The following is a 23,139-nucleotide window of genomic DNA, read 5'->3' on the forward strand; positions in this document are numbered from 1 at the left end:
GGAGGATACCAATTTGGAAAAGCAATTCCTGATGGGCAACGAAGCGATCGGCCTTGCCGCCATCGGCGCAGGGGTCAGCTTTGTGTCCGGTTATCCCGGAACGCCCTCAACTGAAATATTAGAAACCGTCGCCAAACACAATCCCGGCGACATTTACGTAGAATGGTCCGTCAATGAAAAAGCCGCCATGGAAGCCGCCGCCGGCGCCGCTTATGCAGGTGCTCGAACCATGGTCACCATGAAGCAGGTGGGGCTCAATGTCGCCTCCGACCCGCTGATGAGCTTAGCCTATATCGGCGTCAAAGGCGGCATGGTTATTGTTGTGGCCGACGACCCTGGCCCCATCTCCTCCCAAACCGAGCAGGACACCCGTCACTTTGCCCGGTTTTCCAAGCTGCCGGTCTTTGACCCCAGCTCTCCGGAGGAGGCCTACGCCATGGTGCGGGACGCCTTCGAGCTCTCGGAGAAATACCACACGCCGGTATTCCTGCGCCCCACCACCCGGGTTTGCCATGGCTGTGCCTCCATCGAGATACAGGAGCCGCTTCCTCGGAAAAAGCCGGAGGGCTTTGTCAAAGACCCCAAGTGGGTTATCTTCCCCCGGCTTTCCTTCCAGCGCCATGGAGAGATTGAAGTCACCCTGCCCCAGATGGGAGAAGAACTCTCCCATAGCCCCTTTAACCGGATGGAGGAGGCGCAAAAGGCCTCTTCCCACAGCCGGTACGGCATCGCCGCCGGCGGTATCAGCTATGAGTATGTAAAGGAGACTCTGGGTGATGTCGACGTACGGCTTCTGAAGGTAGGAACCCCCCATCCCTTCCCCGAATCTATGGCTCTGCGGTTTCTGGAGGGGCTGGATCAGGTGCTGGTCCTAGAGGAGCTGGATCCGGTCATCGAGCGGGAGCTTGTCTACCTTTGCGGCAAACACCATCTGGATGTACAGATTAAGGGTAAGCTCACCGGTGACGTCAAATCCGCCGGTGAAAACACTGTAGAATCGGTGAAAGCTTCCATCTCCGCCTTTTTCGGGGTGACCCTGTCCGCTCCTGCGCCAGAAGAACTCCCCCCATTGCCTGTCCGGCCTCCGGTCCTCTGCGCCGGATGTCCTCACCGCGCTTCTTTCTATGCAGTGAAGCAGGCCATGAAGGGCAAAAAGGCCGTGTTTTCCGGGGATATCGGCTGCTATACCCTGGGCAACGCCATGCCCCTGGATATGGTGGACACCTGCCTTTGCATGGGCGCCGGCGTTACCATCGCCCAGGGCATCCACCGGGTAGAACCGGACACTGTCAATTTCGCTTTTATCGGCGACTCCACCTTCTTTGCCTCCGGCATCACCGGGGTGGTCAACGCTGTTTATAATCAGACCGATATCGTCCTCATTGTGCTAGACAATTCCACCACTGCTATGACCGGTCATCAGCCTCATCCCGGCACCGGACGCACCATGATGGGCGAAGTTTCCGCTGCTGTCAGCATCCCCGCAGTGCTAAAGGCCATCGGGGTCAAATCGGTGGTCACCGTCGATCCTCTGGATCTTGCCGCCGCAGTGGAGGCGGTACAAAACGCCGTCAAGGTCAAAGGCGTTTCCGCCGTCATCTTCCGCTCCCCCTGCATCGCCGTCACAAAGCCCTCCCCTGGCTACACTGTGGACCCGGCCAAGTGCATCGGCTGCAAAAAATGCATCCGGGAACTGGGATGTCCCGCTCTCGTCTGGCAGGAAAAGAAGGCGGCCATTGAGCCATCCTTGTGCTATGGCTGTTCCATCTGTGCCCAGGTATGTCCCTGCGGCGCCATCACCCTGACAGGAGGTGACCGCAAATGAATGTCAGCATCATGCTCTCCGGCGTAGGAGGTCAGGGAACCATCCTCGCCTCCAAACTCATCGCCCAGGCCGCCATGGAAAAGGGTCTCTCCGCCCGCACCGCCGAGACCATCGGCATGGCCCAGCGGGGCGGCTGCGTGGTCAGCCATGTCCGCATCGGGGAGGAAATCCACTCTCCCATGATCCCCATAAAGGGAGCGGACCTGATCCTGGGGTTTGAACCTGCGGAAGCAGTCCGCTGCCTGCCCTATCTGAAAGAGGGCGGAGCCGTGGTGGTCAGCGCCAAGGAGGTAAAGCCTGTCACCGCCGCTTTGGGCGGCACCGATTACCGCGCCCAGGATATGCTGGACTTTCTCCGTCAAAAGGTAGGGAATGTAGTCGTGGTGGATACCGAAGCCATCTGCCGGGAATGCGGCAGCGCTAAGGTTCTCAACACTGCCCTGTTGGGCGCTGCTGCCGCCACCGGCAAGCTGGGCCTTACTCCAGAAGAAATAGAAGGGGCTCTGAAAAAGCGCCTTCCTGAAAAGCTGATTCCCATGAATTTACAGGCCCTCCGCGCCGGAGCCCAGGCCAGAGTAGGAGAATAACGCCATGAAAATGAAAGAGTTCCAGTTCGAACTGATTAAAAAGCAGCTAAAAAAACTGACCGCTATCCCCGGCGGGTTCTATCAAAAGAAATTTGAGGGGATTGATATCGACGCCATCCAGTCCCAGGAGGACTTTGAAAAGCTTCCCTTTTCCTGGAAAGGCGATCTGCGGGAAGCCTATCCACTGGGATTGCAGGCGGTGCCTGACAGTGAGATTGTCCGTATCCATTCCTCCTCCGGCACCACCGGGACGCCGGTCATCATCCCCTACACCCGCAAGGATGTAGAGGACTGGGCCATGATGTTCAAGCGCTGCTATGAGACGGCGGGGGTCACCCCCTTAGACCGGATCCAGATCACCCCGGGCTATGGACTGTGGACGGCAGGCATCGGCTTTCAGGCCGGAGCTGAGCTTTTGGGGTCTATGGTCATCCCCATGGGGCCGGGCAACACCGACAAACAGCTGCGGATGATGCAGGATTTGAAAGCTACTGTACTTTGCGCCACCTCCTCCTATGCCCTGCTTCTGGCGGAGGAAATCGCCAAACGGGGGATCACCGATCAGATTCACCTGACCAAGGGCATCATCGGTTCCGAGCGGTGGGGCGAAAAGATGAGAAAGCGCATTGCCGCCGAATTGGGCGTCAAGCTCTATGATATCTACGGCTTGACCGAGGTCTATGGCCCCGGCATCGGCATGAGCTGCGACTACGAATGCGGCATGCATTACTGGGACGACTATATCTACTGCGAGATTGTGGACCCCAAGACAGGGGAAATTCTTCCCGATGGAGCCATTGGAGAGCTTGTCATCACCACCCTGCGCAAAGAGGGGGCTCCTCTCATTCGGTACCGGACCCATGACCTCACCCGCTTTTTGCCTGGGGAATGTCAGTGCGGCCTGCCCTATCCCCGCATCGACACCCTCATCGGCCGTACCGACGACATGATTAAGGTCAAGGGGGTCAACATCTTCCCCAGCCAGATTGACGAGCTTTTAAGCACCATCGAAGGCGCTTCCAGCGAATATCAGGTCATGATCGACCACCTGGGCGGCCGGGATATCCTGACCCTCTTTGTGGAGGCAAATCCCGAGGTGGACAAAGCCGCTCTGGAGCGCACCATCAAGTTCCGTTTTAAAGAGAAGATCGGCATTTCCATCGCCTGCAAACCGGTGGAAATCGGAGACCTTCCCCGCAGCGAAAAAAAATCCACCCGCATCTTCGACAACCGTTACTGAGTCTGTTTTGTATCTTCTAACAAGACGGATATTCCCGAGGGAATATCCGTCTTTTGCGTTATGGAGAGTTTTTTGTCCTTTTTCAAAAAAACATGGCGTCGGGCACCGATTTGAGATATAATGAAGATCGTGCCTGTGAGTTTTCTCACATCTGAGAAAGGAAGTTTTATCATTGTCTTATCTGCAACTGATTCGGGATTTTGTCCCCTCCTGTGAGCAGGAAGCGGGGGATCAGCGTCTCATGCTTCAGCTCGCCGAACCTGATCCTGACTTCTTGCTTCTCCGCCAGTGCCTTCACGCCCATTTCACCCCCTCCGGACTGGTTTTTAACCCCCCTTTGGACAAGGTCCTTCTTGTCCACCACAACATCTATCACACTTGGAGTTGGACTGGAGGACACGCAGACGGAAATTCCGACTTCGCAGAAGTGGCCCTGCAGGAGGCCTGGGAGGAAACCGGCCTAAGGGCACGGCTTCTCTCTCCGCAGATTGCCTCTTTGGATGTACTGCCTGTCTTCGGACATATCAAAAAGGGAGAGTATGTCAGCGCCCATCTTCATCTATGCCCTTCCTTTTTGCTGGTGGCGGAAGAAGAGACTCCCATCGTCTGTCCGGAGGAAAACAGCGGTGTAGCCTGGTTTCCTCTCAAGGAGGTGGCCCATGCGTCAGGGGAAGCATGTATGATCCCCATTTATGAGAAACTCATCTCCCGGGCAAAAAAGCTCAAAAAGGAATCATGTCAATGAAAGATACATCCTCTCTTCGCAACCTTCTGCCGGCTTGGCAGAAGGGACTTTCCCTGATCCCCTCTCCACTGCTCGCCTGGTACGATCAAAGCGCCCGGGTCCTGCCCTGGCGCTCCGATCCACAGCCCTACCATGTCTGGGTTTCTGAAATCATGCTCCAGCAGACCCGGGTGGAGGCGGTCAAGCCCTATTTCGACCGGTTTTTGACCGCTCTTCCCACCATCCAAAGCCTGGCGCAGGCTCCGGAGGATCAACTTCTCAAGCTCTGGGAGGGTTTGGGCTACTATAATCGGGTCCGCAACCTGAAAAAGGCCGCCATCCAGGTGGTGGAGCGCTATGGAGGGGCCCTGCCCGCCGATTTTGACGCGCTGCGCGCCCTGCCCGGCATCGGGGATTATACAGCGGGAGCCATCGCCTCCATCGCCTTTGGCATTCCGGTGCCCGCTGTAGACGGCAATGTGCTGCGGGTGGCCTCCCGCGTCCTGTGCAGCCGGGAAGATATTTCCAAGGAAAACGTCAAAAAAGCCATGGCCCAGGCCATCTCCGCCATCCTGCCCCGGGAGCGGGTAGGGGATTTTAACCAGGCCCTTATGGAGCTAGGCGCTATGATCTGCCTCCCCAACACCCCACCCCGATGCCTTCTCTGCCCGCTGCAGGGGGTATGTGAAGGCTTTTTACAGGGGAGGACGGAGGAACTCCCGGTAAAAGCCGCTAAAAAACCGCCAAAAACGGAGGAAAAAACGGTCTGCGTCTTGATTTATGATGGAAAAGTAGCCCTGCGCCGCCGGCCTGCCTCCGGTCTACTGGCGGGAATGTGGGAGCTTCCCCACTGGGAAGGGCATCATGACGTCAATGAAATGAAGGACATGTTAGCAACATCCGGTATCCAAGCTGGAGAAATGAAACCCCTTCCCTCCGCCCGCCATATCTTCACCCACCGCGTTTGGGAAATGGAGGGATTGGCCGTCCACTGTCAGGCCGACGTCCTGCCAGAAGGCTGGGTGTGGGTCTCCCTAGAGGAACTAGCCGAGCAATATGCTCTTCCCGGAGCTTTTGCCTCTTTTGCCCGGTTGCTGCCGGGACTTATCAGGCCGTCATCCACGGCCCCATCAAACCCATGAAAGGAAGATTTTGTTGGAGCATCCAACTCTCATCAATAGTTATGCCAAGGGATTCCGGGACGGAATCCCCATTGGACTGGGATATCTGTCCGTCTCCTTTACCTTTGGCATGATGGCCGTCTCCATGGGGCTGCCGGTCTGGGCCGCTGTCCTCATCTCCATGACCAACCTGACCTCAGCAGGCCAGTTTGCCGGGCTCTCGCTCATTGTCTCCGGCGCACCAATAGTAGAGATGGCGCTGACCCAGTTCATCATCAATCTGCGGTATGCCCTCATGTCCCTCTCCCTCTCCCAGAAGCTGGACAAGACGGTTACCACCTTTGAGCGCTGTCTCATCGCCTTTGGCAATACCGACGAAATCTTTGCCGTCTCCTCCGGACAAAAGGGGACGGTGGGCAAGCGGTATATGGCGGGGCTGATCACCGCCCCCTACCTTGGCTGGACCTTGGGCACCCTCATTGGCGCCGCCGCCAGCACCATCCTTCCCACTTCCATCCGGACAGCGCTGGGGATCGCTATCTACGGCATGTTTATCGCCATCATTGTGCCGCCGGCAAAACATCTCAAATCTGTGCGGATTGTCCTTGCGATCTCGGTCGTTCTCAGCTGCCTGTTTGCTTGGCTTCCCCTGCTCAAAAATATTTCCAGCGGATTTGTTATCATTATCTGTACCATCCTAGCCGCCGCCTTCGGCGCAAAATTTTTCCCGGTAGAGGAGGCTGAGTAATGGATATTCCCCGCTTTTTACTCTATGTCCTGGTGATGGCAGGGGTCACCTATCTTATCCGCATGCTGCCTCTGGCCATCTTCCGCAAAAAAATCGAGAGCAAATTTATCAAGTCCTTTTTATTTTATGTTCCCTACGCCGTTTTAGGCGCCATGACCTTTCCGGCTATCCTTTCTTCCACCGGTTCCCTTTGGTCTGCCTTAGCCGGATTTGCCGTGGCCATCGTGCTGGCCATCCGGGAAAAGGGGCTGCTCACCGTGGCCATGTCCGCCTGTGGCACCGTGTTTTTGGTGGAGCTTGCCATGAGGCTGTGGATCGCCTAAATCTTCCAAAAAAAGAAAAAAGCCGGCTGCTTGCCGGCTTTTATTTTTTCTTTATGCCATTGTCGATTCTGGTTTAGGTGTTTTTCTCTCAGCACGGATCTTATCTACCCGGCGCTCTGACATGCTTAGCACCGTGAATTCTACCCCGCCTACAGTGACGGAGGGATGCTCGTTCTCCTCCGGAATACGGCCCAACTGACCGGTAATATAGCCACCGATGGTGTCGTAGTCATCTTCGTCATCAATCTTGATCTCAAAGAGCCGTTCCACCTCTTCAATATCAGTGGTCCCGTCAATGGTAAAAACATTGTCTGAGAGCTTGGAGATATCCTCCTCTTCCTCGTCGTATTCGTCCTGGATACTGCCCATGACAGATTCCACCACGTCCTCCATGGTGACTACGCCAGAGGTGCCGCCGTATTCATCCACCACAATGGCAAACTGCATCTTTTCCGCTTTGAGCTGGGTAAACAGTTCCGCACAGGAGATAGTCTCCGGTACAAACATAGGCTTTCTCATCACATCTTTTAAAGAGAACGCCTCACTGCAGCTAAGGTAGTGGAGCAAATCCTTGACATAGACCACGCCAACGATGTCATCCATATCCTCTTCAAACACCGGGATACGGGAATGACCGGAGCTGGTGGCTTCCTCCACCAACTTTTCTATAGAGGTTTCCACCTCTACCGCCGTCATTTCGGTGCGGTGGGTCATAATATCCCCTGCCGTCCGGTCATCGAACTCGAAGATATTATCGATCATCTCTTTCTCGCTCTCTTCGATGTTGCCGTTTTCCTTGCCCACATCCACCATCATCCGGATCTCTTCCTCGGTGGCCTCTTCCGGCTTTTCATTGGGATCGATCCCAAACAAACGCAGCACCCCGTTGGTGGAGGCAGATAGAAGCGCTACAAAGGGCTTTTCCACCTTATAGATCACCGCCAAAGGCCGTGCGATGGCGAAGGAAATCTTCTCACTGCTGGCCATTGCCAGCCGTTTGGGCACAAGTTCGCCGAAGATTAGGGTGATATACGAAAGAATAATCGTAATTACAATAATAGAGACCAACTGCACCAGCGCCGGGGATACCGGCACGTTGCGGAAAGCATAGACAATGTATTCCGCAAAGGTGTCTGCCGCCACAGCCGATGCCAGGAAGCCGGAAAGGGTAACGCCTACCTGGATGGTAGCCAAAAATCGGGAAGGCTCCCCTGTCAGCCGCAGCAGGATCTCTGCCTTTTTGTTCCCCTCTCCCGCCTGATGCTTCAGTTTATTGTCATTGAGGGAAATAATGGCGATTTCCGCCATAGCAAAAAAAGCGTTGGTGCCAATGAGTATAATCAGTAATACAATGTAGAGCCACAAACTTCCGTCGGGTTCCATAAGACATCTCCTTTTTCACATAAATTGAATATACTATATCTGTTTTTCCCCCATTCGTCAAATGCCCCTAAGGGCAAAAAACAGCCGCTTTGGGCCGCTTTGGGCCAAAGCGCTCTATTGTCGCCCGCTACTTTTGATTTTTGCCTTCCAGAAAAACCTCACCCGGCAGCGCGCCTTTATGGTGCTTGCGCCTCTCATCCAGAAAGGATATAATGGTAAAAAAACGTGAACTTAGGGGGTATTTTATGAAGCGTTCTATTTTTATCAGCAACATTATCCAGGAAATGGCTGACTATGACAAGGGTTCTCCCAAACACATCAACCATTTCCTCAAGGTATTCTCCTATGCCCGGACCATTGGCATTCTGGAAGGGTTGGACAAAGAAACCCGGCTGATTCTGGAAACGGCGGCGGTTCTTCACGACATAGGCATTCCTATCTCCAAGGAGAAGTACGGCTCTAGCGCCGGTCATTATCAGGAGCTGGAAGGGCCTCCTATTGCCGAAAAATTGCTAAAAAAATACGCGGTCTCTGAGGAACTGATCCAGCGGGTCTGTTATCTTATCGGGCATCATCATACCTATTCTGCCATTGATGGCATGGACTATCAGATTTTAATCGAAGCCGACTTCCTCGTCAACTGCGATGAGGAGAAAATGACCCCGGAGCAGATTGATCATATCCGCAGTAAATATTTCCGGACCAAAACCGGAAAACGTTTGCTGGACGACCTCTTCCCTCCTAAAGCTGAAAATCCGTGAGGATTTTATTTTATCTTTCCTGCGGATCCTTTCGGAACTGAAAATCCGGACAGGCCGGATCCTCCCTTCCAATGCGGGTCTTCTCCCCAATCTTATAGTTGCGGCTGTAAAAGCCGCCCTTCCTTCGGCAGAAGAAGCAGGGAGGCCGGCGGTAGGCACTCCCCCGGTCATCAGCATAAAAGTATTGGCACTCCCAGCATTTTCTCTCCACACGCGCTCACCTCTTTGTTTAGTATACCACAAACCAGCGCCCATTACGACGGCACATTTCCCCGCTTTTCTCCGCGCAGCAGCACCGGCATAAACCAAGCGTCAGCCTCCGATCTTAATATTGCAGGAGAATTGGCAATATGTTACACTGGGGATAGGAAACGAGGAAAGGATGCTGACTTGATGCATATTGTTTTATTAGAGCCTTTGGGGATTTCTGAAGAGATACTGCATTCATATGCCAAGCCTCTGCTGGAGGCCGGACATACCTTCGCCGCATACCCCAAAGATACAGATCCTCAGGTGCAGATACAGCGCGCAAAAGATGCCGATGTGATCATGATCGCCAACATGCCTTTAACCGGCGAGGTCATCCGGGCCTGCAAACACCTTCGGTTCATCGATGTGGCTTTCACCGGTGTTGACCATGTGGATTTAGCCGCAGCCAAGGAAATGGGGGTTGCCGTCAGCAATGCTGCGGGTTATTCCACCCAGGCGGTGGCAGAACTTACCCTCTGCATGATGCTTTCCCTGCTGCGGAACGTTCCTCAGGTAGATGCCCGCTGCCGGCAGGGCAAGACAAAAGATGGCTTAGTCGGCCGAGAACTAGCCGGAAAGACCGTAGGAATCGTTGGAACCGGCGCTATCGGCCTTCGCACCGCTCAGCTCTGCAAGGCCTTTGGTTGCCGGATCATTGCCTATGCCCCCCGTCCCAAGGAAGCTGCCCAGGGCTTGGTGGAGTATGTTTCTTTGGAGGAGCTCCTATCCCAATCGGATATTGTTTCCCTCCACTGCCCCCTCAACGACAGCTCCCGTCATCTGATCAACAAAGAGAAGATCGCCATGATGAAGCCCTCGGCGCTTCTCATTAATGCGGCCAGGGGTCCTGTGGTAGATTCTGCCGCTTTGGCCGATGCTCTGAACAATGGTGCTATCGCCGGAGCCGGCATCGACGTCTTTGAGGACGAGCCTCCTCTCGATCCATCCCATCCTCTGCTACACAGCAAAAATACCATCGTCACTCCCCATGTGGCCTTTGCATCCCAGGAATCCATGGTGGCGCGGGCACAGATTGTCTTTGACAATATCCTCCGATGGGCCGCCGGAAAACAGCAAAATATTGTTCTTTAAAGCGAATTCGTATTTACTTCCCCTTGAAAGATGCTAACAGCGCGCCTCCAGAATAAAAAAAGCTATCCACGCATCAATATTTCTGCATGGATAGCTTTTTTCCTGACCGCTCCTGATTCCCTTTTAAGGAGAAAGCTACAGCGGCCGATCAGTTTCGGTTAGGATTTTCTGTCCGTCCCAGCAGGTAGTCAATGGAAACGTCGAAGTAATCGGCGAATAAAATGAGGGTTTTGTAATCTGCTTCTCTCTCCTCATTTTCATAGCGGCTAATTGTGTTCTGAGCCATGTTTAAATCCATTCCAAGTTTTAGCTGGGAAATTTGTCTGCTCTTTCGAAGTTCTTTTAGTCTAAACATACGCATACTCCTTGACATCATTATCCCAAAATGGTATTATTTTATTATCCCGTTTCGGTATATATAAAGGAGGTAGTTCAATGATTTGGGGAATTCTTCTGTCTGCTTTTGGCTTGGGAGGCACGTTTGGGTTCTGGAATTATATCGCCAACGATATCCGCTACAGCTATAGAAGCCCTTTCACAAGCCATGAATTGACCATTCTATGTCTGTTCTTTCTTTCCATTGCCATGCTTCTTGCCGGTATTCTGGTGATCATTTTCGCTGTCATCCGAAAGAATAACCAGGATAAACTCCGGCAGCTGGAACGGATGGGGCCTGGCAACCAGATGGCGGGGATCTGCCCCCAATGCGGATTAAACATTACATCTGGGACAGAGATATGCCCCAGATGCGGTTATTCTATGATAAAAAGCGAGGAGGAATCATAATGGCGAGATCTACTTTCACCATTCCCTATCAGTGCAGCTTTGAAGAAGCGCAGAAAAAGGTAGAATCTATCTTACAAGGTAATGGTTACCATCCCCAGGTGATCAAAACCGGTGAAAATGTGTGGAAAAATGGGGTCGGGATGCTGACGGCCATGAAATTTGTAAAGGTAGAATATGGTCCTGGGCAAATCCAGCTCTCCGCCTGGGTACAGGTCGGCATCGGCAGCGTGGGCGGCGGAGAAATGGACTTAAATGGCGTTGTTGGGGCCATCCCCAAGAAGCAGCTGTTAAAATTAATTGAGAAGATCAAACAAGCTTTTTAAAAAGCAATAGAAGTCGGCCCCCTTTTTGTTGGTTTTAGCTTTCATGTCATAATCTCAAATGAGCCTCCAAACTTAATTGGTTTGGAGGCTTATTTTGATCATCCAAGCATTCATCTTCGCTATTTTGCAATGTCCTCTGCTGTCTTTGATTGCTTTTGCCTTTGCTTTTCTTTTCTAAATAGTATGGATGCAAAATGTTCATAAAATCTCTCTTGATTGGGGGCTGTTCTTCCTCTATTATATTTACGTTATATATAATATAGCAAATAACTGAATAGGAGGCTTACTATGGATGTACTGGTCTTCAAAGACAAGGTATGGGATCTGATGCGCAGCATCAATGAAAATGTCAACAATACTTTCCTGCGGATCAGCGAAGAACACGGGCTTACCATGCTGCAGTTTCGCACCCTACTCACTGTCCGGGACGGCGCCGTGGGCAGCATCGGCACATTGGCCCACTCTTTGGGTGTTGCCAGCGCCAACGCTTCTTCCATGTGCAAGCGGCTGGAAAAGGAAGGCTTCCTTTCCCGCATCCGTGATACCCAGGATGAACGGGTGGTCAGCCTCCATTTGACCCCAAAGGGTCATGCCACTGTCCAGGCCATTGAGGATTCTCTCCGCGTCAAATTTTCCCCTGTGATGGAAAAGGAGCCGAAGGAAGAGATGCAGGCCATAGTTTCCGGATTGGAAAGCCTCAATCAACTAATGGAACGGCTCTCAGCCGTCCTGAAAGACAGTGAGCAGCAGTAAATATTCCCTTACAAAGGAGGAAACAGCATGCAGGAGCAGAAAACCCCTAAAAAACCACTGATCTACTATGCTTGTATTGCCCTGGTAGTTCTTATCTTTCTGAATGCCCTTGTCTTCCCCATGTTTTCCACCCAAATCACCGAAGTGGATTACAGCACATTCTTAACCCAGGTACAAAATCATCAGGTGACCAAGGCGGAAGTCAGTGATACACAGATCGCCTTTATCGTTCCGGACGAAAATGGCAGGGACAACTATTATGTCACCGGCCGAATGGATGATCCCGATCTCACCCAAACCCTATTTGATGCCGGCGTAGAATTTGGAAAGGTTATTCCCCAGGAAAGCTCTCCCCTGCTCTCCTTCCTCTTGAGCTGGATCCTTCCCACCCTGATCTTCTTCGGTATCGGCATCTTGCTCATGCGTTCCCTACAAAAAAAGGTAGGCGGACAAAATGCCATGACCTTTGGCAAGAGCAATGCCAAAATCTATGTATCAGCGCAAACCGGAAAAACCTTTGCCGATGTGGCCGGTCAGGATGAGGCAAAAGAGGCACTGACTGAAATTGTGGATTTTCTCCACAATCCTCAGAAATATGCTGATATTGGTGCAAGCCTTCCCAAAGGCGCATTGCTGGTAGGCCCTCCGGGAACCGGTAAAACCCTATTGGCCCAAGCTGTGGCCGGTGAAGCCAAGGTTCCCTTTTTCTCCATTTCCGGCTCGGAATTCGTGGAAATGTTTGTAGGTATGGGTGCCGCGAAGGTCCGCGACCTGTTCAAACAGGCCCAGGAAAAAGCTCCCTGTATCGTCTTTATCGACGAAATCGACACCATCGGTAAAAAAAGAGACGGCGCTATGGGGATTGGCGGAAATGATGAGCGGGAACAGACCCTTAACCAGCTGCTTACCGAAATGGATGGCTTTGACGGCAGAAAGGGTGTTGTCATCCTCGCCGCCACCAACCGGCCCGAGACGCTGGATAAGGCCCTGCTCCGCCCAGGCCGTTTTGACCGCCGCATCCCGGTGGAACTGCCCGACCTTCAGGGGCGTGAAGCTATTTTGAAGGTTCATGCCGCCAAGGTCAAAACAGATGGAAACATTGATTACAACGCCATTGCCCGCGCTACTTCCGGCGCCTCCGGCGCGGAGCTTGCTAATATCGTCAATGAGGCGGCACTCCGGGCGGTGAAATGCGGACGCAAAGCTGTCTGCCAAAGCGACCTGGAGGAAAGCGTCGAAGTGGTCATCGCCGGCTACCAGCGCAAAAATGCTGTCATCTCTCCAAGAGAGAAGGAGATCGTCTCCTACCACGAAATCGGACACGCTTTGGTTGCCGCCCTCCAAACCGATTCTGCTCCTGTTCATAAAATTACCATTGTGCCCCGCACCTCTGGCGCTCTGGGTTATACCATGCAGGTAGATGACACGGAGCGCGCCCTTCTCTCCAAGGAGGAGGCTTTCAACAAAATCGCCACCTTTACCGGAGGCCGGGCTGCGGAGGAGCTGATCTTTGGCACCTTTACTTCCGGCGCCTCCAACGATATTGAACAGGCTACCAAGTTGGCCCGCTCCATGGTGACCCGCCTGGGCATGAGCAAGAAATTTGACATGATGGCCCTGGAAACCGTCGACAACCAATATCTTGGCGGAGACGCTTCCCTTGCATGCTCTCCCGAAACCTCTGCCAAAATTGATGAAGAGGTCCTAGCACTCATTAAAAGCGCCCACGAAAAGGCAATCGGAATCCTCAAGGATAACATCGACAAGCTTCATGAGCTGGCGCATTATCTTCTGGAAAAAGAAACTATCACCGGAGAAGAGTTCATGACGATCCTGAAAAAGTAGAGACTGCTAAACGGTACTTCTCATTTTGTTCTCCCGACGATTGAAAAGGAGGTTTCTCACAATGAATTGGCTGCGCAACTTTCTTTATGGCCGCCATGGTTCCGACGCCCTTTCCTTCGCCCTGATGATCTTGTTTATCATTCTTTCCATCCTAGGGCAGCTGCTTCGGTGGCCGGTTCTCTACTTTTTGGCCTATATCCCCCTGATCCTCTGTTTTTATCGAATGCTTTCCCGCAACCATGAAAGACGTTACAGGGAAAACGAGGCATTTCTTAAATTCTGGCGTCCCATCGGTCATTGGTTCTCCGTCCGGAAAAACCGGGCCATGGATAGCAAAACCCATCGCTACTACAAGTGCCCTCAGTGTAAACAGACCCTGCGGGTGCCGAGAGGAAAGGGAAAGATTGAAATCAGTTGTCCCAAATGCGGGAAAACCTTTGTCAAGAAAACCTGATACGGAACCTTTGCCCCATCAGCATAACAGCTCATGGGCAAAATACATGAAAAAGCGGTCCATGCCTTTTATGGCGTGGACCGCTTTCTCTGTTAACTCCTGGATTGGGTTAAAGGCTATCATTTTTTACACGGTATAAGCATCCATCGCCGCCCATGAGGGCAGTCAGCTCTTCGATGCGCTCTAATGGGAACGGCGGCTGGGATAGCGGCTTCACGGCAATGGACATCAGCTTCATCGGATTGTCATCCGCCGCCACCCGGTTGGAGCTCAAATGTCCGCACCGCCGGCAGCGGTGTATAATTGCCCATTCCCCATTTTTTCTCACCCATACACCCACTGGATCCATAATGCCGCCGCAGTCAGCCTCCCGGTCGCCGGGTTCAATATCCAGATGCAGGCTGCTCAGGCAGTTGGGACAGTGGTTGCGATGGTCGCTGCCTGCTCCGGCTGCCACCACCGGCCGGCCGCATACTTTGCAGGTGAAAGTATCGTTACAGGCATGGGTCTTGTAATAGCCCTTCTCAAATGATTTTCTCTTATTCTCTCGATTCATTGGGTCATTGCTCCTTGGATGCCCCATGCTACAACATGGTGGCAAGATATTTTTTTAATCCATCTCGATATTTTTGGGTCAGCCGCAGGTATTCCTGTTGTTCGTCTTCTGTCCACTCTTTCCAAATTTTATTTTCAATTTCAAAGAGCGGCTGAATCTTTTCCGCCGCATAGGTTTTTCCCTTCTCCGTCAAACAGACCACGGTATTCCTTCCCTTGCCCTGCGCAAGGTATACAATTTCTTCTTTTTCCAGCTTCCTGATGGCGGAATTAATCGTCTGTCTGCTGATGCCGGTTAATCTGCTGATTTCGCTCTGTAAGCAGTTGGTCCCTTTTTCACATATGACATATAAAATATTCTGTACGCTATCCGAAATATTCATCTTTACGGCTGCCTCGTGGTAGAGCGCATTGATTTCCCCCGCCAAATAGGTATACTGTCCCGCCTTGAGATAATGCATCCTTTCATCTCCTTGTATGATTTCGTACATATATATTATATCCGATTTCGTACATATGTCAATAGATTGCCCCAAACTTTCTGGTTCTCCTATTCTTTTAAAACTACCGTGTTTCTTCTGTTTGATACAAAAAGAAGCGCCCGGTGCAATTCGGGCGCTTCTTCGCAGTTGTTTTCCTGTAATTTTATCAAGCTTTCTCCATAGCTCCATCTTTTTGGCTAGACCGCAACCTTCTTCCTTAAGATGGACCCTGGAGGGAAAGGTCTTTCACAGGCAAAGGAAAATTCCATCGCCGCATGGGGTGCGGAATCAATAGGCTCCCCGGCTCCATTTTTCAGCTCCCGGACCTGCAGCCGCTCTGCCCGATTCCTCGGCGGCAGCACCTCAATCCAGTCTCCCTCACCGAATTTGTTGCGCTGCTCTCCATAGAGGACGCCATCCTCCCACCGGCGGACAACGCCAATGACATCAAAGGAGCGGATATAGCCCCCATTCTCATAATACTGTCCCTGTTCCGGCCTTCCGAAATAGAAGCCGGTGGAATACTGGCGGTGGCTGACCTTCTTGACCTCTTCCAAAAGCCAGCTATCCAGCTGGAAATGGGCAGGATCCCGCAGATACTGATCCACCGCACAGCGGTAAGCATTGGTCACCACCGATACATAATAAGCAGATTTGGCTCTTCCTTCAATTTTTAAGGAGGTGATTCCCGCTTGGACCAGTTTGTCGATATGCTCAATCATACACAGGTCCTTGGCGTTGAGGATATAGCTCCCCTTCTCGTCCTCCTCCAGCTTATAGTATTCACCTGGCCGCTTCTCCTCCATCAGATAGTAGCCCCAGCGGCAGGGCTGGGCGCAGGCCCCCCGGTTGGCATCCCGGTGGGTCATGTAGCTGGAGAGCAGGCATCTTCCCGAAAAGGACATGCACATGGCGCCGTGGACAAACGCCTCAATTTCTAGATCCGGCGGCGTCTTTTCCCGGATTTCCCGGATGGCGTCCAGACTCAGCTCCCGGGCCAGAACCACCCGTTTGACTCCCAGCCGATAAAGCTCATTGGCGGTGAGATAGTTGACGATACCGGTCTGGGTGGACATATGGATTTCCATCTCCGGTATCTCTCTTTTGCAGAGCATAAGCACCCCAATATCCGCCACAATGAGGGCGTCTACTCCAATATCCGCTAAAAAATGCAGATAGTCCGGCAGCCGCTGGATTTCATCATTGGAGGGAAGGGTATTGCAGGTCACATAGACCGGCACACCTTTGCTGTGGGCAAGCTCTACCGCCTGCTCCATCTGCTGCCGGTCAAAGTTTTGAGGCGTTGCCCTCATACCGAATTCTTTTCCTCCCAGATAAACGGCGTCAGCGCCAAAGGTGAGCGCTGCCACCAGCCGCTCAAAGTCCCCCGCAGGCGCCAGCACCTCCGGTATTTTCTTTTGGATGGCCATATGCTTTCCCCTTTTCTCAACTCCAAACAGCCGCCGCTTTTCTTACAAGCGGCGGCTGCCTTTTAGCCATTCTCTTCGTCCTGGGTGGCGATGCCGTTGGTCTTGCCGTCGCCCACCTGACTGGCGGTCGCTATATTTCTCAAATGCTCATCCAAGGTCGCCGCATAGTAATAGGTGCCTTCGGAATCGGTGACGAAGTAGAAGTAATTTGTGCTTTCCGGATAAACAGCCGCCTTCATAGCTGCTACACCCGGGCTGCAGATTGGTCCCACCGGAAGTCCGGTGCACACATAGGTGTTATAGCTGTCGTACATCTCCTGATCCGCCACCTGGAGATAAGGCTTGATATCCGTTTCAACATAGTTGATGGTGACGTCGGATTGCAGGAGCGGATAGGTATCCTGGTTATTCAGGCGGTTGTGGAAGACGCCGGAAACCATGTTCATCTCTTCCACTTCACTGGATTCCCGCTGGATAATGGACGCCAAGGTGACCACCTCATCCATGGTCATCCCCAGCTCCTCAGCGCGGTTGGAAAGCTCACTGGTCCAGTTTGCATCAAAGGCCCGTAGGAATTTGCTGACCACCGAGTCTACATTTTCTCCCACATAGAATTCGTAGGTATCAGGGAAAATATAGCCTTCCAGCTTAAGGTAGCGGTTTTCGCTGGGTGGAATATTGGCCACAAACTCAAATCGGGAATAATCGTGTTCGTTGAGGGCGGTGATAAATTCATCCGCCGAGCAGACCCCATTTTCCTCCAGCAGATCGGCAATATCATGGGCTGTGAGACCTTCGGGGAAGGTAACTTCCACAATGGCGTCATCCGACAATCCGGCGGTAAGGGTGATGATGATCTCATCATAGGACATTTTGGGATTGAGTACATAGGTGCCGGGGACAAACTCCGTTTCCTCACCTTCATCGTTCCTCGACTGAGAATAGAGGGTGAAGATGGTCGGTTCACTGATGACCCCATTCTCCTTGAGGATCCGGGCCACATCGGAGACGCTGGAACCCTCCGGCACTGTGATCTCCACCTGTACATCCTGCTTGTTAAAGCCAAACAGATCATTGGCGCCCTGCAAGATGAAATAGGACATAAAAAGGGAAATTCCCATGACAAATCCAATGTAAATCAAAACCCTGGCTGTCCGGCCCAGTCTTTCAAAGCGGCGCCGCAGCTTGGATTTTTTGGCGTCGTTCCCTCCTGTTGGCCGGTTTCCTCTTCCAGGAGCCGGAGAGCTTCCTCTTTCAGGCGTCCTGGGAGGAGGGTTGCCACCGCTTTTTGTCCGATGGCTTACCCCAGGGCCGGCGCCAGGATCAGGAATTTCATAATACTCCCGGTCGGTGATATTCAGCTTAAACTCATGCTTGGGCGGCTCTGGATTTTTGGGCCCGCTGTATTCCTCCTGGAACAGGGGCAGATCATCCGGCTTATCTAAACTGCTTCCGCTTTGGAAGGTAAAGCCGTCTTCTTTTGCTTGGTCCTGTGGATTCTGGTCATCGCTGTCTGCCTTGAACCTTTTCATCAGTTCTTCAAAATCGTCGCGATTGTCCAAATTACTCCACCTCCTTACCCTTGGTCTCTGCATCTGTCGGTGCGGATGCTTGGCATCCGTACACAGCCAAGCCCATATCTGGCAACATTGGCAATAAGAAAAAATTTTTCAGAAAAGCTGTAACCAGCTTTTGTTTTTTTACATAGTATAAAGCAAATCAACACAAAGAGGTGACAACATTATGTGTGGAAACAACGGTTGTACATGGATCATTCTTTTGATCATCATCCTGCTCTGCTGCTGTGGCGGTTGCGGCGGCAGCACCTTCAGCGGCAACGATTGCGGTTGCGGTAATAACTGCGGCTGCTAGTCATCCACTGATGGGGGCGTCCGGCCCCGAAAAAAACATAAGCGAACATCACCGTATCCCGACCAAAAGCCCTTGTATTGCCATACAAGGGCTTTTGCCTTGCCGGGATTTTTATGATTTCATCTTATTATTCCCCGGCTGGGAAGGTTTACCCCTCTTTGCCGTGGCACGGAGATACCGGTCGGTGACAATTAAATCCATAGAGACGTCATAGCGGCCGTGATAAAGCCGGTATTTGACAAATTCACTGTATACAATTCCCACCCGAGGGCCCGGATGGGCGGATAAAAATCGGTCGTAATAGCCCTTGCCATATCCCAGGCGATAGCCGTTATAATCAAAGCAAAGGCCGGGCACAATGCTCAGCGCTCTGGAAAAATCGGTGACCTTCACAGCCCGCTCTGGGTCTGGTTCCAGCACCCCGAAGGTGCCGGGGGCAAGATCATCCAGGGAGGAGATATAGAAAAATTCCATGACACTGTGCTCCGGGTCGGTGCATCTGGGCACAGCCACCCGCTTGCCGTGACGAAGAGCCTCCTGGATCAGGGCTTTGGTGTCCACCTCAATGGGGGTGGATACATAACAGAAAATCTGCTTGGCCTGTTTATATTGATAAAGGGCCTGGACCCGTTCCTTGATCTTCTGGTCCTTTTCCTTTTTCAGCTGGGGATCCATGTCCCGGCGCTTCTGCTTGACACTATCCCGCAGCTGGCGCTTATACTGGCGGATGTCGCCCTTTACCTGCATTGGAGAGACTCTCCCAGGATCTTGGCCCGCTCTTCCCCTTTCAGACAGGCGACCAGGGCAAGGCCAAAGTCGACGGCCACGCCAGCGCCTTTGGCTGTGATGATCTTTCCGTCGACACATACGCTTTTTTCGCTTATTCTGGCCCCAGTCAACTCCTGCTCATAGCCGGGGAAGCAGATAGCTTCCTTACCCGCCAGCAGGCCCTTGTGGCCCAGAATGGACGGCGCCGCGCAGATGGCGCCAATATACAGATTATGCTCTACCGCGTAGTCAATGCAGCTTTGTACCCCCGGGGATTTTTCCAGATTCAGGGTACCCGGCATGCCGCCGGGGAGCACGATCATCTCAAGATCTTTTCCGTCTATATCGGTCACGGTAGCATCGCAGCCCACCGCAATACCGTGGGAGCCGACGATGACGTCGCTTTCCACCCCTACGATTTTCACATCCAGCTCCGCCCGGCGCAGAATGTCAATGGGGGCAATTGCCTCCGTCTCCTCAAAACCATTTGCCAAAAATACATAGATCACAAAAGTCCCTCCCATCGGTTATCTAGTCCAACACCAAGTTGCAATAGGGAGCATCCAGAAGCTCCCGGCCGGTCAGCCGCTCTGACAGGGACAGCAGTCCCCGATCCTGTACCTCTCCCAGATATACCGCCGCGGCGAACTCCCGCTTTTCCCCCAAGCCCATAAAAAGAGGGCTGTCAGCGGCCAGCCGCAGTTCAAACAAATCCTCGTCAAAGGCGCTGAGCAGGGCGCGGCAGACCATCGTCTCATCCCTAGCGCCGCATTCCTTGACGGCAATCTTATTTTTTATTTTATAACATACCACATAACCATGTCCATAGTCTGTAGAAAATCTTAATATTTTTCCCTCTTGGAACTGGTTTTCCTCCATCACATAAGAAAGCGCCTGCTCATCCCACCGGACAAACAGCCCCTGATAGCCGAAAAACTCCTCCCGCAGGGCGTAAAACTCCTTGGCCGTCACCTCTTCCAAGGTCAATGGCTTTTGCAGCGCCGGTCCCTGCTGCGCCAGATGAAGAATCTCCTCTCGGGAGAGCCGCACCTGCCGCACCGAGAAGGTGGGGAGATATCCCCGCTTGCGGTAGAACTGGAAGAGGCTCTCTTCCGCCGGCACCAGCACCGATACCAATATCTCATGCTTTCTCATCCAGCGATGGGCATACTCCAGCAGGGCGCTGGAATATCCCCGGCCCTGATACTCCGGCAGGGTGGCCACCCCATAGACATACCGGGAGGCAACGGTGCCCCTATCCGTGACAATTTCGCAGGGCAGCATAGCCAGCATTCCCACCGGAAGGCCATGGTTGAGATAGACCAAGGTCTCCTCCGGACGGAAACGGCGGTCAAAGTAAAGGGAGATATACCCTTCTTCATCGCCAAAGCACCGGCGCCAAATCTCTTTGAGGGCCGGCACCATACTTTTCTCCGCAAACTGGATCATCAAGGGTTCCCCCTTTCTTTATTTGAGGGTCGCGGTGTATTTTTCCAGAAGGATGGCCGGTTTATAGGAGAGCTTGGCCTTTCGCAAGCCCTCGTCTCCCACGTCGTCCTCCCGGTTGACATACTTATAGTCCATACAGTTGTGACGTACAAATTCCTGGTTGATGATGGGATAGGCTCCCTGCACCTCCGCGAAAGCCTTCTCAATATGGACAATGAAGGTATCGCTGGAAAGAGGCGCGCCGATGGAATAGGCGACTATTCCTTCCTCCTTGGTGCGGATAAGGCCTCCCTTTAGTCCCTCGTCGAAGAAATGATCCAAGGCTTTTTTGACAGCGCAAAGCTCCTGTTTCAGGCTGGGATCATTGCAGTTCCCCTGCTTTTCGCACCAGATTTTATTCATAGCCCGACATTCCTCGATGTTTTCGGCGGTGATGGGTTCATAAACCCAGTCGGGATGATTTTGCTTAAATTTGGTGATGTGGTTGCGCTTGCCGTGGTATTTTTTCCCCGAAAGGGTGGCAAGATCCACTGTATTGTAAATATAGTCAAACCCGTCCCGGTATTCCTCAAAGGCGAACCGACCCGGAAAGAGGGTTTCCAGCAGCGCTACATTTTCCTTGACAATGCCATGCATCTGAAAAGGGCATTCCCGCTCCTTGGCGTCCTGTATCAGCGCCTCGATGACAGGGGCAATATCCCCGCTTCCGGAGGGATAGAGATAGCTTCTCTCCTCAATGCCGGAGCGGACACAATAATATCCGCCCACCTGGGCCACCTGGATGTGATAGATGTCCTTCCAGTTGTAGTTGTTGCTGAACACATATTCCGAACCTTTGAAATCCGACATCTTTAAAAGCGGATCAATCCAAGCTTTATCCTTGAGTTCTATATCCTTGAAATCTACCATAAAGTTTTCAGTTCCTTCCGCAATGTCTGCATCAATTTTTCGTGGATCACCTGCACCGGCAGTGGCTCTCCCCCATCGCAGCAGGAGATCATCTTCCAGCCCTGCCTTTCTGCCGCATACATGGCGCTTTCCCGGCACCGCAGCAGGTAGGAAAAATCCTTCTCGTGAATGTCTTTTTTGTTTTCGTCCCCGTCATACCGCCGGGCCAGCAGCCTTTTGGAGGTATCGGGATCCATATCCAGGTAGAGCACCAGGTCGGGCCGGGGCAGCCCCAGCTTTTCAAATTCGTAATCATCCAGCCAGGCGAGAAAGCTATCCCACTGATCCCGAGGCAGCTTGGCCATCTGATGGATGGCGTTGGAGCTGACATACCGGTCGGCCAGGATGATGCTCCCCTCCCTGCGGTAATCATTTTCCCAAAAGCGCTTAAAGCTGGCATAGCGGTCCACCGCATAAAAGCTGGAGGCCGCGAAGGCGTTGACCCCGTCGGCGTTTTCCGCAAGCTCCCCGCCCAGATACATTTTGATGAGGGCCGAGGAGGGATCATCATAATTGGGGAAGGAGATCTTTTTGACATCTCTGCCTTTTCCCCACAGCTCCTCATACAAAAGGGAGGTCTGGGTTGCCTTTCCGCTGCCGTCCAGGCCGTCAATAACGATTAAGCTTCCCAACTCTCTGCCTCCTCAGCCTTGTTCCGTCGTCTTTCCCAGGTATTTTTCCCGCATCTGGGCCATCTTTCCGCAGGACATTTTCCCCTCGGGACAGGGGCCGGCTACACAGGAAGGGCCCGCTTTCCCAAAGAGGGTGGGCGCTACCTCCTTGCACAGGGCCAGCATCTGCTGCGCTACCTCCCGAATCTCCCATTGGGCCCGGTTGCAGCAGCGGTGGCGGAAAAAGTTTTGCAGGCTCCGGGCGTTCATGGTGACGATCATCTTGGTGTCACAGGCGTTGGGGAGCACAAACCGCGCATCCTCAATGGCCATCTTCTCCGCCCGTGCCTGCGCGGTTTTTTCGTCGATGCCCTGCTCCATCAGCTCCTTTGCGTGGCGCCGCTGCAGGATATCGGCAAGACGCAGGTAATCTTCCAGGGCGCGGTCCATAGAATCCTTAAAAATCCGCGCCGCCTCCGGATCGGCCGCGATTTCCGGCGGGGTGACAAACTCAAAGTGATTTTCCTTTACATATCTTTGGCTCTGTACCGAAAAAGATGCAATCCGGTGCCGTGTAATCTGTGCCAATAGAGCCCGGGATACATTTTGAATGCCAAAGGTGAAGGATGCGTGCTCGATCGGGCTTTCATGGCCCAGCTCTGCAAGCATCTGCACAAAATCAGAGGTCTTTTTTTCATCCAGGTGATCCATCACCGTCTCGATGGAACTGGCGGCATAGCAGAGCTTGGCCGCCGAGGCCACAATCTTTTCCGGCATCGGAGTGTATGCCAGCAGTGTTACATAAGCCAT

At 52.8% G+C, this 23,139-nt stretch carries 28 protein-coding genes; 15 read left to right on the forward strand and 13 right to left on the reverse strand.

Annotation, left to right across the window (positions count from 1 at the left end; all coding sequences use genetic code 11):
* Positions 1 to 13 precede the first annotated feature (13 nt).
* The 7 genes from iorA (at position 14) to WGC32_RS00680 (ending at position 6,568) form a co-directional block, all read left to right on the forward strand.
* A complete protein-coding gene (gene iorA, locus WGC32_RS00650; protein ID WP_342680330.1) occupies positions 14 to 1,825 on the forward strand; it encodes an indolepyruvate ferredoxin oxidoreductase subunit alpha in 1,812 nt (603 codons plus the stop codon).
* The gene (locus WGC32_RS00655; RefSeq protein WP_191482173.1) at positions 1,822 to 2,412 is read left to right on the forward strand and encodes a 2-oxoacid:acceptor oxidoreductase family protein; all 591 of its coding nucleotides are present in this window, start codon (positions 1,822 to 1,824) and stop codon (positions 2,410 to 2,412) included. The genes iorA and WGC32_RS00655 overlap by 4 nt, the downstream gene beginning before the upstream one ends.
* A gap of 4 nt (positions 2,413 to 2,416) precedes the next feature.
* Positions 2,417 to 3,652, forward strand: coding sequence for a phenylacetate--CoA ligase family protein (locus tag WGC32_RS00660; protein WP_342680331.1), 1,236 nt, complete (start codon positions 2,417 to 2,419; stop codon positions 3,650 to 3,652).
* 172 nt (positions 3,653 to 3,824) lie between these two features.
* A complete protein-coding gene (locus WGC32_RS00665) occupies positions 3,825 to 4,397 on the forward strand; it encodes an NUDIX hydrolase (RefSeq protein WP_224771579.1) in 573 nt (190 codons plus the stop codon).
* The gene (mutY, locus tag WGC32_RS00670) at positions 4,394 to 5,518 is read left to right on the forward strand and encodes an A/G-specific adenine glycosylase (protein WP_342680332.1); all 1,125 of its coding nucleotides are present in this window, start codon (positions 4,394 to 4,396) and stop codon (positions 5,516 to 5,518) included. Before WGC32_RS00665 ends, mutY begins: the two co-directional genes overlap by 4 nt.
* Positions 5,519 to 5,531: 13 nt before the next feature.
* Entirely contained in the window at positions 5,532 to 6,245 is a 714-nt protein-coding gene (locus WGC32_RS00675; RefSeq protein WP_342680333.1) for an AzlC family ABC transporter permease, read from the forward strand.
* The gene (locus tag WGC32_RS00680) at positions 6,245 to 6,568 is read left to right on the forward strand and encodes an AzlD domain-containing protein (RefSeq protein ID WP_191509811.1); all 324 of its coding nucleotides are present in this window, start codon (positions 6,245 to 6,247) and stop codon (positions 6,566 to 6,568) included. Before WGC32_RS00675 ends, WGC32_RS00680 begins: the two co-directional genes overlap by 1 nt.
* Before the next feature lie 51 nt (positions 6,569 to 6,619).
* Here the strand turns inward: WGC32_RS00680 and WGC32_RS00685 are convergent, their stop codons facing one another.
* A complete protein-coding gene (locus WGC32_RS00685) occupies positions 6,620 to 7,951 on the reverse strand; it encodes a CNNM domain-containing protein (protein ID WP_191482168.1) in 1,332 nt (443 codons plus the stop codon).
* Between the two features lie 245 nt (positions 7,952 to 8,196).
* Between WGC32_RS00685 and WGC32_RS00690 the strand changes: the two genes are divergently transcribed.
* A complete protein-coding gene (locus WGC32_RS00690; protein ID WP_191509812.1) occupies positions 8,197 to 8,712 on the forward strand; it encodes an HD domain-containing protein in 516 nt (171 codons plus the stop codon).
* Between the two features lie 10 nt (positions 8,713 to 8,722).
* Here WGC32_RS00690 and WGC32_RS00695 read toward each other — a convergent pair whose 3' ends face one another.
* Complete coding sequence (locus tag WGC32_RS00695) at positions 8,723 to 8,923, reverse strand: hypothetical protein (RefSeq protein ID WP_342680334.1); 201 nt, start codon at positions 8,921 to 8,923, stop codon at positions 8,723 to 8,725.
* A 182-nt stretch (positions 8,924 to 9,105) separates the two neighbouring features.
* Here WGC32_RS00695 and WGC32_RS00700 point away from each other — a divergent pair, with 182 nt between their 5' ends.
* Complete coding sequence (locus tag WGC32_RS00700; protein WP_342680335.1) at positions 9,106 to 10,053, forward strand: 2-hydroxyacid dehydrogenase; 948 nt, start codon at positions 9,106 to 9,108, stop codon at positions 10,051 to 10,053.
* A gap of 148 nt (positions 10,054 to 10,201) precedes the next feature.
* Here WGC32_RS00700 and WGC32_RS00705 read toward each other — a convergent pair whose 3' ends face one another.
* Positions 10,202 to 10,408: a helix-turn-helix domain-containing protein gene (locus WGC32_RS00705; protein ID WP_342680336.1), complete on the reverse strand. Its 207-nt coding sequence runs from the start codon at positions 10,406 to 10,408 to the stop codon at positions 10,202 to 10,204.
* 80 nt (positions 10,409 to 10,488) lie between these two features.
* On the opposite strand from WGC32_RS00705, the gene WGC32_RS00710 reads away from it, so the two are divergent.
* From WGC32_RS00710 to WGC32_RS00730, 5 genes are all read left to right on the forward strand, one after another.
* On the forward strand, positions 10,489 to 10,839 hold the full coding sequence (locus WGC32_RS00710) for a hypothetical protein (protein WP_342680337.1): 351 nt from the start codon (positions 10,489 to 10,491) through the stop codon (positions 10,837 to 10,839).
* Positions 10,839 to 11,162 (forward strand): hypothetical protein, encoded by a 324-nt coding sequence (locus tag WGC32_RS00715; protein WP_342680338.1) that lies wholly within the window; start codon positions 10,839 to 10,841, stop codon positions 11,160 to 11,162. The genes WGC32_RS00710 and WGC32_RS00715 overlap by 1 nt, the downstream gene beginning before the upstream one ends.
* 288 nt (positions 11,163 to 11,450) lie before the next feature.
* The gene (locus WGC32_RS00720; protein ID WP_342680339.1) at positions 11,451 to 11,915 is read left to right on the forward strand and encodes a MarR family winged helix-turn-helix transcriptional regulator; all 465 of its coding nucleotides are present in this window, start codon (positions 11,451 to 11,453) and stop codon (positions 11,913 to 11,915) included.
* A gap of 27 nt (positions 11,916 to 11,942) precedes the next feature.
* Positions 11,943 to 13,760, forward strand: coding sequence for an ATP-dependent zinc metalloprotease FtsH (gene ftsH, locus WGC32_RS00725; protein ID WP_342680340.1), 1,818 nt, complete (start codon positions 11,943 to 11,945; stop codon positions 13,758 to 13,760).
* 61 nt (positions 13,761 to 13,821) lie between these two features.
* The gene (locus WGC32_RS00730; RefSeq protein WP_191482160.1) at positions 13,822 to 14,214 is read left to right on the forward strand and encodes a UbiA prenyltransferase family protein; all 393 of its coding nucleotides are present in this window, start codon (positions 13,822 to 13,824) and stop codon (positions 14,212 to 14,214) included.
* Positions 14,215 to 14,323: 109 nt separating this feature from the next.
* Here the strand turns inward: WGC32_RS00730 and WGC32_RS00735 are convergent, their stop codons facing one another.
* From WGC32_RS00735 to mltG, 4 genes are all read right to left on the reverse strand, one after another.
* Positions 14,324 to 14,770 carry an RNHCP domain-containing protein gene (locus WGC32_RS00735; protein WP_342680341.1) on the reverse strand — a complete coding sequence of 149 codons (447 nt, stop codon included), beginning with the start codon at positions 14,768 to 14,770 and terminating at the stop codon, positions 14,324 to 14,326.
* A gap of 28 nt (positions 14,771 to 14,798) precedes the next feature.
* A complete protein-coding gene (locus WGC32_RS00740; protein WP_191509816.1) occupies positions 14,799 to 15,230 on the reverse strand; it encodes a MarR family transcriptional regulator in 432 nt (143 codons plus the stop codon).
* 218 nt (positions 15,231 to 15,448) lie between these two features.
* Positions 15,449 to 16,681, reverse strand: a complete 1,233-nt coding sequence (locus WGC32_RS00745) for a peptidase U32 family protein (protein WP_342680342.1) — start codon at positions 16,679 to 16,681, stop codon at positions 15,449 to 15,451.
* 62 nt (positions 16,682 to 16,743) lie between these two features.
* Positions 16,744 to 18,243 carry an endolytic transglycosylase MltG gene (gene mltG / locus WGC32_RS00750; protein ID WP_342680343.1) on the reverse strand — a complete coding sequence of 500 codons (1,500 nt, stop codon included), beginning with the start codon at positions 18,241 to 18,243 and terminating at the stop codon, positions 16,744 to 16,746.
* A 181-nt stretch (positions 18,244 to 18,424) separates the two neighbouring features.
* Here mltG and WGC32_RS00755 point away from each other — a divergent pair, with 181 nt between their 5' ends.
* A complete protein-coding gene (locus WGC32_RS00755; protein WP_342680344.1) occupies positions 18,425 to 18,553 on the forward strand; it encodes a hypothetical protein in 129 nt (42 codons plus the stop codon).
* Positions 18,554 to 18,664: 111 nt separating this feature from the next.
* Here the strand turns inward: WGC32_RS00755 and WGC32_RS00760 are convergent, their stop codons facing one another.
* The 6 genes from WGC32_RS00760 to thyX are packed head-to-tail and all read right to left on the reverse strand — an operon-like array spanning position 18,665 to position 23,139.
* Positions 18,665 to 19,300, reverse strand: a complete 636-nt coding sequence (locus WGC32_RS00760; protein ID WP_342680345.1) for a 5-formyltetrahydrofolate cyclo-ligase — start codon at positions 19,298 to 19,300, stop codon at positions 18,665 to 18,667.
* Complete coding sequence (locus WGC32_RS00765) at positions 19,291 to 19,830, reverse strand: DJ-1 family glyoxalase III (RefSeq protein WP_191482154.1); 540 nt, start codon at positions 19,828 to 19,830, stop codon at positions 19,291 to 19,293. The genes WGC32_RS00760 and WGC32_RS00765 overlap by 10 nt, the downstream gene beginning before the upstream one ends.
* Positions 19,831 to 19,852: 22 nt before the next feature.
* A complete protein-coding gene (locus WGC32_RS00770; protein WP_342680346.1) occupies positions 19,853 to 20,770 on the reverse strand; it encodes a GNAT family N-acetyltransferase in 918 nt (305 codons plus the stop codon).
* Positions 20,771 to 20,788: 18 nt separating this feature from the next.
* A complete protein-coding gene (locus tag WGC32_RS00775; protein ID WP_191509820.1) occupies positions 20,789 to 21,679 on the reverse strand; it encodes a phosphatidylglycerol lysyltransferase domain-containing protein in 891 nt (296 codons plus the stop codon).
* Positions 21,673 to 22,350 (reverse strand): dTMP kinase, encoded by a 678-nt coding sequence (locus tag WGC32_RS00780; RefSeq protein ID WP_342680347.1) that lies wholly within the window; start codon positions 22,348 to 22,350, stop codon positions 21,673 to 21,675. The genes WGC32_RS00775 and WGC32_RS00780 overlap by 7 nt, the downstream gene beginning before the upstream one ends.
* Positions 22,351 to 22,362: 12 nt before the next feature.
* Positions 22,363 to 23,139 (reverse strand): FAD-dependent thymidylate synthase, encoded by a 777-nt coding sequence (thyX, locus tag WGC32_RS00785; RefSeq protein ID WP_342680348.1) that lies wholly within the window; start codon positions 23,137 to 23,139, stop codon positions 22,363 to 22,365.

Origin of the sequence: Zongyangia acetica (assembly GCF_038739695.1) — a bacterium.
Taxonomy (GTDB): Bacteria; Bacillota; Clostridia; order Oscillospirales; family Ruminococcaceae; genus Zongyangia; species Zongyangia gallinarum.